The following is a 17,536-nucleotide window of genomic DNA, read 5'->3' as shown; positions in this document are numbered from 1 at the left end:
AATAAATAGATTTAATAGAATGAAAAGTAGAAAATTAAAGTGGGTGGCTCTGGTTGCGACAGCGTCTTTTTTTATTTCCGGAGCAATGGCACAAAATCCAATTATTCGGGATCAATTCAGTGCCGATCCAACAGCCAGAGTGTTTAATGGTAAAGTTTATCTTTATCCGTCACATGACATCATTGCGCCAGTAGACAAGAATTTGCGTAAAGATTGGTTCTGTATGGAAGACTATCATGTGTTCTCTTCTGAAAATTTGACTGACTGGACCGATCATGGAGTTATTGTAACGCAGACCAAGGTACCCTGGCTTACCAAAGCTAATTATGACATGTGGGCTCCTGACTGTGTTTTCAAAAATGGGAAGTATTACTTTTATTTCCCGGTTGGAGGTAAAATTGGTGTAGCTACAGCTGACAAACCTGAAGGTCCTTACACTGTTTTGGAACAAGCTGTTAAAGGTGCAGGTGGTATTGACCCATGTGTGCTGTTCGACAAAGAAGGAAAGGCTTATATTTTCACAGCGGGCGGACGTATTCGTGTAGCAAAGCTTAAAGACAACTTGATAGAAACAGATGGTGCAGCTCAGGTTATAGATAATCTTCCGACGAAAGGCCTTATCGAAGGTCCGTTTGCATTTGAGCATAATGGAAAATACTACCTCACTTATCCTCATGTTGAAAACCAGATTGAACGGTTGGAGTATGCCATGAGCGATAGCCCAATGGGACCTTACAAATTTACCGGAGTTATCATGGATGAATCAAAATCCGGATGCTGGACTAACCATCAATCTATCGTTCAATACAAAGGTCAATGGTATCTTTTTTATCACGACAGAGATTACTCTCCAAAATTTGACAAAAATCGTTCGGTAAGAGCTGACAGCTTATTCTTTAATGCTGATGGAACTATCCGTAAAGTTATCCCAACGCTTCGCGGGGTAGGGTTGATAAATGCTTCTAAGGAAATACAGATTGACCGTTATAGCCGTATTTCTGACAAGGGCGTGTCTATTGCTTTCAATGATACCACGAACACCTTTAAAGGATGGAAAACTGTTTTCGAAGCGAAAGATGCTTGGCTTCAATTCAATGCAGTCAATTTCGCATCGACCAATCTCAAATCCATCGTTGTTCGAGCAAACTCTGCTAAAGGCGGTAAAATTCAAATTCATTTAAATAGTGCCAATGGTCCTGTAATCGCTAATGTTTCAATACCGAAAGGTCAGGCTTGGCAAACAATTAAATCACCTGTCACAAAACTCAAAAAAGGAGTTCAAAATCTGTATATTACATCAGCTGATACCAATCCTATCGAAATTGATTGGATAAGCTTTAAATAATTAACGAGCTCTCAACAGACTTCTCTTGATTAATACAACATTACACTTTTGAAGATTTAAATTTTTATATATAACCAAAAAAGATATCACATGAAAAACAAATTATTAGTTGCAATTTTTGCAATTTTGACAACGAGCGGATTTTGTTTTGCACAAACAAATCAACCTGCTATCATTGAAGACTTCAAGCCTTCTACATGTAATCAACCGGGTCAGGAATACCCGAAAGTAAACTCACAGGGATATGCACGTTTTCGTGTAGTAGCTCCACAGGCTCAAAGCATTGTAGTAAGTCTCGGACTTGGTGGCGCAAAGGGTGGTACTCCACTTACCAAAGCTGATGATGGATCATGGATGGGAACTACTGCTGGTCCAATGGATGAAGGTTTTCACTACTATCATTTAACTATTGACGGTGGTGTATTCAACGATCCGGGTGCATTAAATTTCTACGGTTCTACCCGTTGGGAAAGCGGTATCGAAATTCCTGCTCACGACAAAGATTTCTATGCATTGAAAGACGTTCCTCACGGTAATGTTCAGCAGATTCTTTTCCCTTCTAAGAGCACCAACACTTCACGTCGCGCATTTGTGTATACTCCTGCCGGATACGACAAAAATGCAAAGACCAAATATCCTGTACTCTATTTGCAACATGGTTGGGGTGAAGATGAAACAGCTTGGAGTGTTCAGGGTCATGCCAATTTGATTATGGATAACCTGATTGCTGAAGGTAAAATCAAACCGTTTATCATTGTGATGACTTACGGAATGACAAATGATACTAAACCAGGAGGTATAAGAAGTTTCAACTATAATGCTTTCCAAACAGTTCTTGTAGATGAACTTATACCTTATGTTGATGCTAATTTCCGCACAATTGCAGCAAAGGATAGTCGTGCTATGGCAGGTCTTTCAATGGGTGGTATGGAAACTCACTCAATTACGCTTGCTCGTCCTGAAGTATTCTCGTATTATGCATTATTAAGCGGCGGAACTTATACACCGGCTGAAATTAAGGATAAATCTCAGGCAAAACTTATTTTTATGAGTTGCGGTAGCCGCGAAAATCCTGATGGAGTGAAGAAAGCTGCAGTAGATTTGAAAGCTGCTGGTTATAATGCAGTATCTTTTGTTTCAGAAAATACAGCGCATGAGTTTCTTACATGGCGTCGCAGTTTGAAAGAACTTGCTCCGCTTCTTTTCAAGTAAAATAACTATATTATAAATTATTATCATGAAATATAAATCATTAGCTTTATTATTGATATCTGCATCAAGCAGTTTGCTTTGTTTGGGTCAAACAAGTACTGCAACTGTTGTAGAAGACTTTAAAACGACTCCTACAACTCAGCAGGAGCAGAAGTATCCTCAGGTAAATTCTGAAGGTAGAGTACGTGTAAAAATATCTGCGCCTCAGGCGTTGAAAGTTCAATTAGATATTGGCGGAGTGAAGTATGACCTTGTTAAAGATGACAAAGGAGTATGGACAGGCGAATCTGCTCCGCAAGATGTTGGTTTTCATTATTATCAATTGAATATTGATGGCGCTTCAGTTCCGGATCCGGGAAGTTTGTACTATTATGGAGCCAGTCGTTGGGGTAGCGGTATCGAGATTCCTGCTAAAGACCAAGAGTTTTATGCATTGAAGAATGTTCCCCACGGTCAGTTGCGCGAAACTCAATACTTCTCAAAAACATCGAATAGTGTTCGTCGTGTGTTCATCTATACTCCTCCAGGATACGATAAAAACAACCAAAAGTATCCTGTACTCTATCTTCAGCATGGTATGGGCGAAAACGAAACCGGTTGGGGAAATCAGGGACGTACAGCGCAGATTATGGATAACCTGATTGCCGAAGGTAAATCACTTCCATTTATCATCGTTATGGAAAATAGTAGTGTGAATATGGGAGGCGCTCCACGTGGTCCAAGACCTGCAGGAGCACCTACAGCAGCTCCTCCTGCTCCAGCACCAGGACAAGCTGCACCTGCCCCTGGCGCACCTCGTCCCGGCGGAATGGGTGGAATGAACTTCGCTGCTCAGTTTGAACGCATTCTTATTGACGATTTAATTCCTTTTGTAGAATCTAATTTCCGTGTCATTCCAGATCAGGCTCATCGCGCGATGGCCGGATTGTCGATGGGAGGTATGCAAACTCATACTATCGTGGTTGCTAATCCAAATCTATTCTCACATGTTGGAATGTTCAGTAGCGGAACTTTCGAACCTAAAGAAATTAAAGATATTGATGCATTCAAGAAGAAAGTAAAAGTTGTATTTATGAGTTTCGGAGGTCGCGAAGGGGGTTCAGCTAGAATTGGAGCTGCTGCCGAAGAATGGAATAAAGTTGGAATAAAAGGTGTTTCTTATATTTCGCCTGAAACTGCTCATGAATGGCAATCATGGAGAAGAAGTTTACATGAATTTGCTCCGCTTCTTTTCAGATAATTGATAGAATGAGAATCTAATTATGAATATTAGAAACGCAATTATAGTTCTTGCAGCAATAGTTCTGAGCCAATTTTCTATGGCTCAGAACGTTGTTGAAGACTTTAAACCATCCTCTGTAAATCAGGTCGGTAGTCAATATCCTCAGGTTAATTCCGAAGGGCGTGTGCGTGTGAAAATTTCTGCGCCGTGGGCATTACGTGTTCAACTGGACATTGGCGGTATAAAATATGACTTGAAAAAAGATGAAAAAGGAGTCTGGATAGGTGAATCTGCCCCTCAAGTGGAAGGCTTTCACTATTATCAATTGAATATTGACGGAGCTTCAGTACCCGATCCGGGAAGTCTTTACTTTTATGGCGCAAGTCGTTGGGGTAGTGCTATCGAAATTCCTGCCCCGGATGAAGATTTTTACGCCCAGAAAGATGTACCTCATGGTTTGGTAAGTCAGAAAATGTATTTTTCCAAGGTTACCAATTCATGGCGTCGCTGTTTTGTTTATACCCCGGCAGAATACGACAAAAATTCTTCAAAACGTTATCCAGTGCTTTATTTACAACACGGAAGTGGTGAAGATGAAACAGGTTGGCCAACTCAGGGTAAAGCAAATCTGATTCTCGATAACCTTATTGCTGCAAAAAAGGCGGTACCCATGATTATCGTCATGGATAATGGCTATGCCACCAAAGCTCCCGCACCGAATGGTATAACTGCACAGAGCAAGTCTGCTTTTCCATTTGAAGAAGTGATAATTAATGAAATTATCCCGATGATTGATGGCTCTTTCAGGACGCTTAAAGATCGTGACCACCGAGCAATGGCAGGGCTTTCGATGGGTGCTAATCAGACTATCACCATTACCATGAATAACCTGGATAAATTCTCCTATATTGCCGGATTTAGCGGAACATCCAACTATCCGCGTACCGATGTGATTGATCCGGCTACATTTATGGGAGGTAAATTCAAGGATGGAGCAGCACTCAATAAAAAAATTAAACTTTTCTGGCTGGGATTGGGAACGAAAGAACCTGCTCCATTTCCCGGCTCGGTTAAAGCATTTCGGGATATGTTGGATAAACAAGGTGTGAAATATACCTACTACGAATCAATTGGTACAGCACATGAATGGCTAACATGGAGACGGGATCTGAATCAATTTGCTGCTTTGATATTTAAATAATCAAATTATACTAGTTATGAAAAAATTTTTATTGGCAATGCTGGGTGTGACTATCAGTATTGCAAGCTACTCACAAAGTGCCGATTTTCCAGCTGATACTAAACCAGCCTCTACAAATATTGTCGGACAGGAATATCCTCGTATTGACTCTCAACGTCGTGTTTATTTCCGTTTTCTTGCTCCCGGAGCACAAAGTGTGTCGGTAGGTCTTGGCAATACTGCCCTGACTAAAGGTGAGGATGGTTTCTGGACAGGTGTAACCAAGCCCGAAGATCCCGGTTTTCATTACTATACGCTTAAAATTGATGGAGTTGATGTGGCAGATCCATCAAGTGAATCGTTTTTCGGTGCAGGTAAGATGATGAGTGGAATGGAAATCCCTGAAGATGGAGTCGATTTCTACAATATCAAAAACGTTCCTCATGGCAATGTTAACTCTTTCTGGTATTTTGCGAAATCTACCAATGAATACCGTCATGCTTACATTTACACTCCGCCGGGATACGACAAAAATACAACTCAACGTTATCCGGTTCTTTATCTTCAACATGGTATGGGAGAAGATCGTCGTGCCTGGTCAAATCAGGGACGTGCAAACTTTATTCTTGACAACCTGATTGCCGAAGGAAAAGCAACACCGATGATTATTGTAATGGAAGATGGTGGTATTGCTGCCGGTATGGGTGGTGGTGCACGTCGTCCTGCCGGTCAACGTCCTCCACAGGCTCCTGCTGCAGGACAAGCTCCCGGTGGTGCTCCTCAGGGGCAGGCTCCACGTGGTCCTATGGGTGCTCCGGGCGGAATGGCTTCTTTTTGGGATGGTTTTGGCAAAGTTATCGTAAATGATCTTATACCTACCATAGATGCAAGTTACCGCACGCTTTCCGATCGTGAGCATCGTGCTATAGCCGGTCTTTCGTTGGGAGGAACTCAAACTTATGGAATTTCTCAGGCTAATTTAGATAAATTCTCGCATATCGGTATATTCAGTGCTCCGTTTGGTTTTCCGGGAGTAGAAACAGGCTATAACGGATTATTGAAGAAACCGGCTGAATTTGCCAAACTAGTGAAGGTATTTTATGTAAGTATGGGATCCAAAGAAGGTGCAAACTCAGGACGTGCAATCCACGAAGCCCTTGATCAAGCGGGTGTGAAGAACGTATATTACGAAGCTCCGGGCACCGCTCACGAATTCCAAACATGGCGCAAGAGCCTGTATGGTTACGCACAACTTTTGTTTCAGAATAAATAACTGACTCGATGAAAAAGACGATTCTGATCCTTTTTGCTGTTCTCTCGCAGACTGCTTTTGTCTGTTTCGGACAGGAAGCTGATAATTCGAAACCGGCATCAACCAATGTTGCCGGCGCCGATTATCCGCGTGTCGATGCACAGCATCGCGTACTCTTTCGTATCAATGCTCCAAAGGCAACGAGTGTTGTGGTGAGTCTTGGAAATACGGCGTTGACTAAAGGAGAAGATGGTTTCTGGACCGGTAGAACAGAGCCTCAGACTCCCGGATTTCTTTGCTATTCGATCAAAATCGACGGTGTTGAACTCAACGATCCTTCGAGCGAGACATTTTACGATGCGGGTCATATTTACAGTTGTATTGAAATACCTGAACAGGGTGTCGACTTTTACGATGTAAAGGATGTGCCGCATGGCGATGTTCGTTCGGTGTGGTACAAAGCCAAATCGACCGGCGAAATGCGTCACGCGTACATTTATACTCCGCCGGGATATGACCAGAATATCAAACAGCGTTATCCTGTTCTCTATCTCTTGCATGGTATGAATCAGGATCGGCGTGCGTGGGAAAGTCAGGGTAGGGCCAATTTTATTCTTGATAATCTCATTGCTCAAGGCAAAGCCAAACAGATGATTCTTGTTATGGAAGACGGAGGCTTAGCCGGAATTAATCTTGCCGCCCGCAGGACTCAGAATCCTGCAGGATCGGCGAATGGAGCAGCTGCTCAACGTCCGGGTGGAATGGATCCTTTCTGGAATGGCTTTACCAAAGTTATGATAGAAGATATCATTCCGATGGTCGATGCACGATACCGTACGCTTACCGATCGGGAACATCGGGCTATTGCCGGTCTTTCTCTCGGAGGTGCGCAAACATACCAGATTTCCGAAACTCACCTCGATAAGTTTGCAAGCATCGGCGTTTTCAGCGCAGCTCCTTTCGGCTTCTCGGGAATAGAGACGGCCTACAATGGGCTGCTTGCCAAGCCAGAGGCTTTTTCCAAACAAGTGAAAGTTTTTTATATCGGTCAAGGTTCAGAAGAGGGTCCGAATGCCGGGCGTGCCATTCACGAAGCGCTTGACAAAGCCGGTGTGAAGAACGTATATTACGAAGCTCCGGGCACTGCGCATGTCTTTCAGACCTGGCGTAAATGCCTCTATGGCTTCGCTCCATTGTTATTTCAGGATAAATAATTGATTGCATGAGAAAAACACTTTTACTAGTTTTTGTTGTCTTGTTGCAGGCTACCTTTGCCTGCTTCGGACAGCAATCTGATAATTCGACGCCGGCAGTAACCAATATTACCGGTGCCGGATATCCGCGTATTTTGCCCGACCTGCGGGTTACGTTTCGTATCAAAGCGCCCGAAGCCCAGAAGGTGCAGCTTGATTTGGGTAAGAAATATGACATGGAAAAGGGAAGTGATGGTTTCTGGACTGTTACTACGGCTCCTCAGGTTCCCGGCTTTCACTACTACTCTTTAGTGATCGATGGCGTTGCGGTTGCCGATCCTGCCAGCGAAACTTTTTTCGGCATGAGCCGCGAGGCGAGCGGTATCGAAATTCCTGAAGCGGGAGTCGATTTTCATCTCATCAAGGATGTGCCTCACGGAACGGTTCAGAGCAAACGCTATTTCTCCACCAAAACCAACTCGTGGCGTAGAATTTTTGTCTATCTCCCTCCCGGGTACGAACAAAACCCGACAAAAAAATACCCGGTGCTCTATCTGCAACATGGTGCCGGTGAAGATGAAACAGGATGGGTGAAACAGGGTCATTTGGATATTATTATGGATAACCTGATTGCCCAAAAGCAAGCAATCCCGATGATTGTTGTTACAACCAACGAGTATGTTATTCGTGACATAGGAGCCGGTTACAATACCGAATCTACCAACCACTTCATGGATCTTTTCAAAGACGAACTGGTCGACGTGATTATCCCGTTTGTGAACCAAAACTATCGGATTGCGAATGATCGCGAACATCGCGCCATTGCGGGACTTTCAATGGGTGGCGGTACCTCTTTCCGGATCGGTATGCTGAATCCGGATAAATTTGCCTGGGTCGGTGCTTTTAGTTCGAGCGCCTTTCGTGGAACAAACGGCAATATTTTTGATGCCGAAAAACAAATTCCCGGCATCTTTACCCATCCCGAAAAATTTAATACTCAATTGAAATTGCTCTATATCTCCAGTGGAGAGCAGGATCATTCGTACGAATACACGAAGAAGACCATTGAAACATTTAAAGAAAAGGGATTGAAACTGCAATATAACTATTTCCCGGGTGCACACGAATGGCATGTCTGGCGAAAGGCTCTGCATGATTTTGTACCCAAACTTTTCAAATAAATTACCAGTACCATGACACACAAAAACATTTCAGCGCTGATGGCGTTGTTTGCATTTGCATTTCTGTTTTCAGGAGTGGCCAGCGCCCAGCAAACAGTCGTTGGCAAACCTGCCGTAACCAACATTAATCCGGATGGTTTTCCGCGTATTTTGGACAACCTGAGCGTTGTTTTCAAGATCAAAGCCCCTGATGCTAAAAAGATGCAGATTGATTTGGGAAAACTGTACGATATGACCAAAGACGATCAGGGTTTCTGGACGGTTACCACCGCTCCTCAGGTTCCCGGTTTTCATTATTATTCGCTCGTAATCGATGGCGTTAAAGTTGTCGATCCGGCCAGTGAAACGTTTTACGGAACAGGACGTATGTCCAGCGCCATCGATATTCCCGAAAAAGGTGTCGATTTTTATGATGTAAAAGATGTTCCGCACGGAGCGCTAAGTTCCAAATACTATTTCTCGAAGGTGACCAATAGCTGGCGTCGGTTGTTTGTCTATACTCCTGCCGGATACGATGTCAATACGAAGCTGAAATATCCTGTGGTATATATTCAGCACGGTGGTGGAGAAGATGAACGTGGATGGGCTGTACAGGGTAAAACGGATATTATTCTCGATAATCTTATTGCCGAAGGCAAGGCAAAACCGATGATTGTTGTCATTTCAAATGGAAATGTATCTGCAAGTGGCGGATATACTTCCTCTGCAATGGCTGCATTCAAAGAAGAAATAACGAATAACGTTGTTCCATTCATCGATAAAAATTTCCGAACATTGGCCGATGTAAAAAACAGAGCACTTTGCGGTCTTTCTATGGGCGGTGGTCAGGCTTTTTATGCCGGATTGGGCAGTCTTGACTGTTTTGCTTCTGTGGGAGTATTCAGTTCGGGCATTTTTGGCGGAATTGCTAACCCGACAGGCAAGGTGTTTGATGCCGATAAAGAAATTCCCGGTTTACTCACTAAGGCGCAGCAATTCAATCAAAAACTGAAATTGTTCTATGTCTCTGTTGGCGAGCAGGATCCCCGTTTCGAATTTACTCAAAAGGAAGTGAAAAAATTTCAGAATAGCGGATTGAAAGTTCAGTTTGCATCTTTCCCCGGCGATCATGAATGGCAGGTTTGGCGCAAATCCTTACACGACTTTGCTTCCAGAGTTTTTAAATGAATAATTTTTCAAAATAATGCTGTCTGAAAAATGACTGCGAATAAAAATATGAAATACTCGGTTTTAGGATTAATTTTAATGTGTATAAGTCCACTTTTGCATGCAGAAGATGGGCATAGTCTTTGGCTAAGGAATAAGGGCAAGGGATCGGTAAATGTTGTATGTTCAAAAAATTCCCCAACACTTGCATTGGCTAAACAGGAGCTACGCGAAGGTTGGTCAGGAAATGCAGGAGCAACAGTCAATCTTATTCTCAAAACAGATAAAGCACTTAAAGCCGATGGTTTTAAGCTGAAGGAAAATCAGATACAAGCCAATACAGAGTCAGGAATTCTGTACGGAGTCTATGAATTATTACGCCGTCAGCAAACGGGTGAAGTCATTAAAGAAGAAACGATTAATCCATCGTACGAGCGCCGTATATTGAACCATTGGGATAATCCGAACGGGACTATTGAACGCGGATATGCCGGACGTTCTATTTTTTGGAGACCGAGTAAAGACTCTTTGGGAGTTACCGAGAAAGATAAAACGCTTTGGACTGAGTATGCCCGTGCTAATGCTTCGGTGGGTATCAATGGTGCTGTACTGGACAATGTGAATGCGGATCAAAAGATGCTCACAGCGCCTTATCTGGAAAGAGTAAAAGGCATTGCTGATATTTTACGTCCGTATGGAGTGAAAACATATCTTTCCGTAAAGTTCTCATCTCCTAGTATGATAGGAGGCTTGAAAACTTCAGATCCGTTGAATCCGGAGGTAATCAAGTGGTGGAAAGATAAAGTGAAGGAGATTTATAAAATCATTCCTGATTTTGGTGGTTTTTTAGTGAAAGCGAATAGTGAAGGTCAGCCGGGACCACAGGATTACAAACGTACACATGCCGATGGTGCCAATATGATGGCCGATGCACTGAAGCCTTACGGTGGAATAGTAATGTGGCGTGCATTTGTGTACAGCACTTCTGATGAAGACAGAGCAAAGCAGGCCTACGGTGAATTTATGCCGCTTGATGGACAGTTTCGTGACAACGTAATCATTCAGGTAAAGAACGGACCTGTAGATTTTCAGCCACGCGAGCCTTTCAGTCCGCTTTTTGGTGCGATGAAAAAAACATCGGTTATGCCCGAAGTCCAAATTACTCAGGAGTATCTCGGTCATTCAACTCACTTGGTTTATTTGGCTCCAATGTGGGAAGAGTTCCTGAAAAGTGATACTTATCAGGCAGGTGTAGGAAGTACGGTCGCCCGTTGTACCGATGGAAGTGTCTACTCTCAGAAACATACAGCTATTGCGGGAGTATCTAATATCGGTCTGGATACCAACTGGTGTGGTCATGATTTTGCACAGTCAAACTGGTACGCATTTGGTCGCTTGGCTTGGGATAATAAGCTGACAAGTGAGCAAATAGCTGATGAATGGATTAAACTCACTTTCAGAAATGAAGGGGCAGAAAGCGCTGATTGGAATAACAATTTTTTGAAACCGGTAAAAGAAATGATGCTTCTGAGTCGGGAAGCAGCGGTGAATTATATGATGCCGCTTGGCTTGCATCATATCATGTCTGCAAACGAACACTATGGTCCGGGTCCGTGGTGGGCTCCGGCCAGAACGCGTAAAGACTGGACGCCTCCCTATTTTCATAAAGCGGACTTAACAGGAGTTGGATTTGACAGATCAAAAACCGGCAGTAATGCGGTAAGTCAATACCATGAGCCGCTGGCATCGCAGTTAAATGATATCAATACATGTCCCGCAGAATTACTCTTGTGGTTCCACCATACGCCGTGGAATTTTAAACTGAAAACAGGACGAACCTTGTGGGATGAAATGTGCTATAAGTATGACACGGGTGTGAAACAGGTTCGTCAGTTCCAGAAAACCTGGGATAAAATAGAACCATACGTAGATGCTGACAGATTCACCCGTATTCAAAACAAGCTTCGTGCTCAAAGTCAGAATGCTCAGGTCTGGAAAGACGCTTGTTTGCTATACTTTCAGCAATTCAGCAAAATGCCTATCCCGTATGATATAGAGCGTCCGGTAAATAATCTGGACGATTTAATAAAAAATGATATGAAAAGACGATAGTCTATCGATATTTAAACATAATAAGCAATTAAAATTAATTTGCAAGAATGATATTGTCTTGATATTCTATTTTTTTATGGTATTTTTATGCCTCGTTATCCAAATGAGCGGTTTCACGCCAGATTAATATAAGATATAATAATATTAAAACATGTTGACTTTGCGGAACTATCTGTGAACCAAAGATTAGGTGTGTTTGAATTAAATATAAATAATATGAAATCAAAAATTAAATTTTTTGTATTAGCAGGTTTTCTCTTGTTGAGTACAGGTGCATTTTCTCAAGATCCCAATTTTTACATTTTTTTGTGTTTTGGACAGTCAAATATGGAAGGTAACGCCAGATTTGAACCGCAAGACACTGTCGTAGATAAACGTTTTCAGGTATTAGAAACCTTGGATTGCGCTAATCTGAACAGAACAAAAGGCAAATGGTATACAGCTGTACCACCGTTGTGTCGTTGTAATACAGGTTTAACTCCGGCTGATTATTTTGGCAAAACTCTTGTTGCAAATCTGCCAAAGAATGTGAGAGTAGGAGTTATCAACGTGGCTGTTGGCGGTTGTAAAATCGAATTGTTCGACAAAGACAATTATCAATCTTATGTGGCTACTGCACCGGGTTGGATGAAAAATATGATTAAGGACTATGATGGAAATCCTTATGGCCGTCTTGTTGAGATGGCTAAGCTGGCTCAAAAGGATGGTGTTATAAAAGGAATTTTAATACATCAGGGCGAGTCTAATACAAACGATAGTATTTGGCCTGTAAAAGTAAAGGGTGTATATGACAACTTGATGAAGGACCTGAATTTGAAGCCTAAATCTGTACCTTTATTGGCCGGAGAACTTGTAAATACAGATCAGAATGGAGCTTGTGCAAGCATGAACAAGATTATTGCAACTTTGCCTCAGGTCATCCCTAATTCGTATGTCATTCCTTCTACAGGATGTGTAGGCATAAAAGATCACCTCCATTTTAGTGCTGAAGGTTACCGTGAATTAGGTAAACGTTACGCTACACAAATGCTAACTCTTTTGAATTCTAATTCTAAAGTAAGTAAGAAGAAAAAATAAATGCCTCAAGAGTAATGCACATCTTTACATTTCGAAGATTCTGAGCTGTTCTAAGATAAAAATGAAGGCTTTTCGAGAGTAAAGGCTTGGATTACAAAAGAAAAAATAATCATTACAATTAATGAAACACCTGTTATTAACGATTTTCTGCACGCTGTTTTTATTGTCTTCTGCCTCTGCTTTTGCAGGACAAGAGAAAACCTACATAACCAATAATGCAGCAGATAACCAATTTATATTATCAACTACCAAAGGTTCAACTCCATTAGTTATCAGTTCCGAAGACTTTCCGGGAGTAATTTCAGCGCTGAAAAATCTGAAAACTGATATCGGCAAAGTTACAGGAAGTGAACCGGAAATTAAATATACCAACAAACCGGATACCAAGGAAGTGGTTATTGTTGGAACTATCGGTAAGAGTCCACTTATTGACCAACTGATCAAAAGCAAAAAACTCGATGTGAAGAATATTTCAGGTAAATGGGAGTCTTTTGTCATACAGACCATTGATTCTCCCCTCCCCGGAGTTGAAAAAGCACTCGTTATTGCCGGTAGCGACAAGCGTGGTACTATTTATGGGATCTATGATGTATCCAAAAATATTGGTGTTTCACCCTGGTATTATTGGGCAGATGTTCCGGTGGTAAAACAAGAATCGTTATTTGTAAAGAATGGCCGTTATGTCACTGACAGTCCGAAAGTGAAGTACAGGGGTATTTTCCTAAATGACGAAGCTCCATCGCTAAGTGGCTGGTCAAAAGAAACTTTCGGAGGATTCAATAGTAAGTTTTACGAAAAAGTGTTTGAATTATTACTTCGTTTAAAAGCCAATTACCTCTGGCCTGCCATGTGGGGAAATGCTTTTTATGACGATGATCCTGCAAATGGCGTGTTGGCTAATGAAATGGGCATTGTCATGGGAACTTCTCATCATGAGCCTATGGCTATGGCTCAGCAAGACTGGCACCGATACACCGAGCGCAATAAGCTGTCTAAGGTTTGGGATTATTCCAAAAACGCTGATGCCTTACAAAAATCATGGAAATTCGGTATTGAAAGAAGTAAAAACTGGGACAAAGTTGTCACTGTGGGTATGCGTGGTGATGGCGATGAAGCTATGGGCGAAGGAACAAATATCGCACTGCTTGAGCAAATTGTAAAAGATCAACGCAAAATTATTGAAGACGTAACCGGACAAAAAGCCGAAAAAACCCCACAGGTATGGGCATTGTATAAAGAGGTGCAAGATTATTATGATCATGGCATGCGTGTGCCCGATGATGTAACTCTGCTATTTTGCGATGACAACTGGGGTAATGTGCGTAAGCTTCCTGAAATTAATGCCAAACCTCGTAAAGGTGGATACGGAATGTACTATCATTTCGATTATGTCGGTGCTCCGCGCAATTCTAAATGGATTAATATTAGTCCTATTCAACGGGTATGGGAACAAATGAATTTGAGTTACACGCATGGTGTTCAAGAACTCTGGGTTGTAAATGTGGGCGATCTGAAACCGATGGAATATCCAATCAGCTTCTTCCTCGATATGGCATGGGATCCATCTAAATTCAATGCAAATAATCTACTGTCTCACACAGAGAATTGGTGTGCCGAGCAGTTTGGTCAACCATACGCTAAAGAAGCTGCACGCATTATTAATCTTTATACAAAGTATAACAGACGAGTAACGCCTGAGACGTTGAACGACAGGACTTATAGTTTGGAAAATTATAATGAGTTTGAAAACGTGACTGCCGATTATCGCAACCTGGCTTTGGATGCGCTTCGTTTATATTACACTATTCCTCCGAAGTACAAAGATGCTTTTGACCAGTTAGTGTTGTATCCGGTCAATGCCTGCAGCAATCTTTACGAAATGTATTATGCCGTAGCCAAAAATAAATTTTACGCAAAAAATAATGATATACAGGCTAATGTATGGGCTGATAAAGTACAGGAATGCTATAAAAGAGATTCTGTATTGACTTATGCTTACAATCATATCATTGCGAATGGTAAGTGGAATCACATGATGGATCAATTGCATATTGGATATACTAATTGGCAAGAACCCCGAAGAAGTAAAATGCCCAATGTGACGTATGTTGCTGAAAAGGATCAAGCCAAAGCGCCGAAAATATTTGTAGAGAGTGATGGGTATGTATCTATTGAAGCTGAAAATTTCAATCGTGCCGTTAATTCTGATAGAATTAGCTGGCAGATAATTCCTTATCTGGGAAAAACTAAATCGGCTATAACTACCGTTCCACAGAATGTATATCCAAAGGACAATGAAAATATCTATGTTGAGTACGATATTGACTTCGCAACTACAGGTGAATTTGATGTGCAGCTCTTATTTTCGCCGACATTGAACTTTAATGCTAACAAAGGGCTACGGTACAGCATTGCTTTTGATGATGCAGCGCCGCAGGTGATAAATTTGAATGGTCATTACAGAGGTGAGTTGGGACGCTGGCAGTCCGAACATATTATCAATTCGGTTACAAAGCATAAGATTGAATCTGTCGGTAAACACACACTACGTTTCTCTGTGAAAGAAGCCGGGCTTGTGTTGCAAAAGATATTAATCAATACCGGTGGACTGAAACCAAGTTATCTGGGAGCTCCCGAAAGTAAAATACTAACAAAGTCTGAAGCAGGTAAATGAAATCGGTTAGTAGATTATTAGTAATCCTGATAGTGGCAGGCTTGTGGTCAAACCCTGCAAAAGCTGTGGTCAAACTGCCTCGGCTGATAAGTAATGGTATGGTGCTTCAGCGCGATACGCCGTTAAAGATATGGGGCTGGGCAGATCCGGGTGAAAAAGTGAAGGTTGAGTTTCTGGGAAAGAAATATCAAACTAAGGCTGACAAACAAGGAAACTGGAAAGTAGATTTTCCTTCCATTGCTGCAGGTGGTCCTTACACAATGAAGGTAAATGATATTGAGATCAAAGACATTTTGATGGGCGATGTGTGGTTGTGTTCCGGTCAGTCCAATATGGAGTTGATGGTTTACCGAGTACTGGATTTATATCAAAAAGAAATAGACCAAACGAATAATACCAATATCCGTTATTTCAAACCAACTATACGTACCGATTCGCAAACTCCTCAGACCGACTTTAAAGAAGGAACATGGCTTCCGGCTACTCAGGAGAATATCCTGAACTTTTCTTCACTGTCATATTTCTTTGGAGATCAACTGTATCAGAAGTATAAAGTTCCTATCGGTCTGATCAATAATGCTATTGGCGGTACAGCCATTGAATCTTGGGTGAGTGAAGATTTTATGAAATCTTATATGGATAAATGGAAAACGGCCAGAGCTAAAGCTGATTCCATTCGTGCAACAAGATCTTCTTCCGGTAGTCCGGTTCGATTTAATTTTAATGCTGAACTGGCTAAAAATGATCCGGGACTGGGACGTTGGTCAAAGGGCGATGTGAATACCTCCGACTGGCCTCAGATTTCGCTTCCGGGTTATTGGTCGGACAAAGGTGTTGATCTTCGCATGGGGTCTATGTGGTTCTACAAAGAGTTTGATGTGCCGGATTCACTGGTGAATAAGAAAGATGCAGTCCTTCGGTTGGGTCGTATCATCGAAAGTGATTCGGCTTTTCTGAACGGAACATTTGTAGGAACTATATCTTATCAATACCCTCCGCGCATTTACAAACTGCTTGTAGGCGTGCTTAAGCCGGGTAAGAATAAATTGATGGTACGCGTAATTCTGCCGAATGGTAAAGGTGGTTTTGTGGAAGATAAAACGTACGAACTTCGTATCGGCTCTCAAAAAATAGATTTGACCGGTCAGTGGAACTATCATATAGGTGCTAATCTGAAACCGCAAATGGGACAAGGTGCCGGCGGTGGAGGCGGAGCGGGAACACGCCCTTCGGGATTGTATAACAGTTTGACCAGCCCGATAATCGGCTACCGCCTGAAAGGAACAATCTGGTATCAGGGAGAATCTAATACAGGTACATCGCAGGATGAATATCAACGCCTGTTCAAAGACTTGATTGTGAGCTGGCGTACAAAATTCAACCAACCTGATATGCCGTTTATATTTGCTCAGATAGCTAATCTGGGAGTTCCAAACAAGCAACCCGTAGAAAGTGGCATGGCTGGTGTGCGCGAGGCGCAAAGACGTGCGTTGGAAATACCCAACACAGGTATGGCTGTTACCACCGATTTGGGTGAGTGGAATGATATTCACCCATTAAACAAAAAGGAAGTAGCACGAAGATTGGGAATGGAAGCTGCGCGCGTTGCTTATCGCGACAATTCGGTTGTCAGCTCAGGTCCGTTATACCAATCTATGGAGATTGAAAATAGCAGTATTATTCTTACTTTTGCATCCGTTGGTAGTGGATTATTCACTAATAGCCTTCTGGATGGATTTCAAATTGCGGGTTCTGATGGCAAATTTGAGTGGGCAAATGCAGTTGTTGTGTCTACCAACAAGGTGAAAGTATGGAGTCGTAAGATCACGCATCCAACTGTTGTGCGATATGCATGGGATGATAACCCGGCTTATGCAAACCTGAAAAACAAAGAAGGATTGCCTGCTTCGCCATTTACTACGAATAAATAAATCACTAACAA

The 17,536-nt window shown here is 42.2% G+C and carries 11 protein-coding genes and 1 pseudogene; all 12 read left to right on the top strand.

Annotation, left to right across the window (positions count from 1 at the left end):
- Positions 1 to 19: 19 nt before the first annotated feature.
- The 12 genes and pseudogenes from PALPR_RS08240 (at position 20) to PALPR_RS08185 (ending at position 17,525) form a co-directional block, all read left to right on the top strand.
- On the top strand, positions 20 to 1,345 hold the full coding sequence (locus tag PALPR_RS08240) for a family 43 glycosylhydrolase (protein WP_013445162.1): 1,326 nt from the start codon (positions 20 to 22) through the stop codon (positions 1,343 to 1,345).
- Between the two features lie 90 nt (positions 1,346 to 1,435).
- Positions 1,436 to 2,557, top strand: a complete 1,122-nt coding sequence (locus PALPR_RS08235; RefSeq protein ID WP_013445161.1) for an alpha/beta hydrolase-fold protein — start codon at positions 1,436 to 1,438, stop codon at positions 2,555 to 2,557.
- A gap of 25 nt (positions 2,558 to 2,582) precedes the next feature.
- On the top strand, positions 2,583 to 3,797 hold the full coding sequence (locus PALPR_RS08230; RefSeq protein ID WP_013445160.1) for an alpha/beta hydrolase: 1,215 nt from the start codon (positions 2,583 to 2,585) through the stop codon (positions 3,795 to 3,797).
- Positions 3,798 to 3,819: 22 nt separating this feature from the next.
- Positions 3,820 to 4,980: an alpha/beta hydrolase gene (locus PALPR_RS08225; RefSeq protein ID WP_013445159.1), complete on the top strand. Its 1,161-nt coding sequence runs from the start codon at positions 3,820 to 3,822 to the stop codon at positions 4,978 to 4,980.
- Between the two features lie 16 nt (positions 4,981 to 4,996).
- Complete coding sequence (locus PALPR_RS08220) at positions 4,997 to 6,232, top strand: alpha/beta hydrolase-fold protein (protein WP_041620341.1); 1,236 nt, start codon at positions 4,997 to 4,999, stop codon at positions 6,230 to 6,232.
- A gap of 8 nt (positions 6,233 to 6,240) precedes the next feature.
- Positions 6,241 to 7,425, top strand: a complete 1,185-nt coding sequence (locus PALPR_RS08215; protein ID WP_013445157.1) for an alpha/beta hydrolase-fold protein — start codon at positions 6,241 to 6,243, stop codon at positions 7,423 to 7,425.
- An 8-nt stretch (positions 7,426 to 7,433) separates the two neighbouring features.
- Positions 7,434 to 8,585: an alpha/beta hydrolase-fold protein gene (locus PALPR_RS08210; RefSeq protein WP_013445156.1), complete on the top strand. Its 1,152-nt coding sequence runs from the start codon at positions 7,434 to 7,436 to the stop codon at positions 8,583 to 8,585.
- A 12-nt stretch (positions 8,586 to 8,597) separates the two neighbouring features.
- Positions 8,598 to 9,752, top strand: a complete 1,155-nt coding sequence (locus PALPR_RS08205) for an alpha/beta hydrolase-fold protein (RefSeq protein WP_013445155.1) — start codon at positions 8,598 to 8,600, stop codon at positions 9,750 to 9,752.
- Between the two features lie 48 nt (positions 9,753 to 9,800).
- Entirely contained in the window at positions 9,801 to 11,843 is a 2,043-nt protein-coding gene (locus PALPR_RS08200; RefSeq protein WP_041620824.1) for an alpha-glucuronidase, read from the top strand.
- A 216-nt stretch (positions 11,844 to 12,059) separates the two neighbouring features.
- Positions 12,060 to 12,884: pseudogene (locus PALPR_RS08195) on the top strand (sialate O-acetylesterase); the annotation flags it as partial.
- A 157-nt stretch (positions 12,885 to 13,041) separates the two neighbouring features.
- Positions 13,042 to 15,594 carry a glycosyl hydrolase 115 family protein gene (locus PALPR_RS08190; RefSeq protein WP_013445152.1) on the top strand — a complete coding sequence of 851 codons (2,553 nt, stop codon included), beginning with the start codon at positions 13,042 to 13,044 and terminating at the stop codon, positions 15,592 to 15,594.
- Positions 15,591 to 17,525, top strand: a complete 1,935-nt coding sequence (locus PALPR_RS08185) for a sialate O-acetylesterase (RefSeq protein WP_013445151.1) — start codon at positions 15,591 to 15,593, stop codon at positions 17,523 to 17,525. The genes PALPR_RS08190 and PALPR_RS08185 overlap by 4 nt, the downstream gene beginning before the upstream one ends.
- Positions 17,526 to 17,536: the final 11 nt, after the last annotated feature.

This window comes from Paludibacter propionicigenes WB4 (assembly GCF_000183135.1).
Taxonomy (GTDB): domain Bacteria; phylum Bacteroidota; class Bacteroidia; order Bacteroidales; family Paludibacteraceae; genus Paludibacter; species Paludibacter propionicigenes.
The sequence above is the reverse complement of the archived record's forward strand: the minus strand, read 5'-3'. Positions and strand labels throughout refer to the sequence as shown.

What these genes read in the sequence shown, in the direction of transcription:
- PALPR_RS08240 (WP_013445162.1), top strand. Translation starts at nt 20, where the DNA reads ATGAAAAGTAGAAAATTAAAGTGGGTGGCTCTGGTTGCGACAGCGTCT.
- PALPR_RS08235 (WP_013445161.1), top strand. Translation starts at nt 1,436, where the DNA reads ATGAAAAACAAATTATTAGTTGCAATTTTTGCAATTTTGACAACGAGC.
- PALPR_RS08230 (WP_013445160.1), top strand. Translation starts at nt 2,583, where the DNA reads ATGAAATATAAATCATTAGCTTTATTATTGATATCTGCATCAAGCAGT.
- PALPR_RS08225 (WP_013445159.1), top strand. Translation starts at nt 3,820, where the DNA reads ATGAATATTAGAAACGCAATTATAGTTCTTGCAGCAATAGTTCTGAGC.
- PALPR_RS08220 (WP_041620341.1), top strand. Translation starts at nt 4,997, where the DNA reads ATGAAAAAATTTTTATTGGCAATGCTGGGTGTGACTATCAGTATTGCA.
- PALPR_RS08215 (WP_013445157.1), top strand. Translation starts at nt 6,241, where the DNA reads ATGAAAAAGACGATTCTGATCCTTTTTGCTGTTCTCTCGCAGACTGCT.
- PALPR_RS08210 (WP_013445156.1), top strand. Translation starts at nt 7,434, where the DNA reads ATGAGAAAAACACTTTTACTAGTTTTTGTTGTCTTGTTGCAGGCTACC.
- PALPR_RS08205 (WP_013445155.1), top strand. Translation starts at nt 8,598, where the DNA reads ATGACACACAAAAACATTTCAGCGCTGATGGCGTTGTTTGCATTTGCA.
- PALPR_RS08200 (WP_041620824.1), top strand. Translation starts at nt 9,801, where the DNA reads ATGAAATACTCGGTTTTAGGATTAATTTTAATGTGTATAAGTCCACTT.
- PALPR_RS08190 (WP_013445152.1), top strand. Translation starts at nt 13,042, where the DNA reads ATGAAACACCTGTTATTAACGATTTTCTGCACGCTGTTTTTATTGTCT.
- PALPR_RS08185 (WP_013445151.1), top strand. Translation starts at nt 15,591, where the DNA reads ATGAAATCGGTTAGTAGATTATTAGTAATCCTGATAGTGGCAGGCTTG.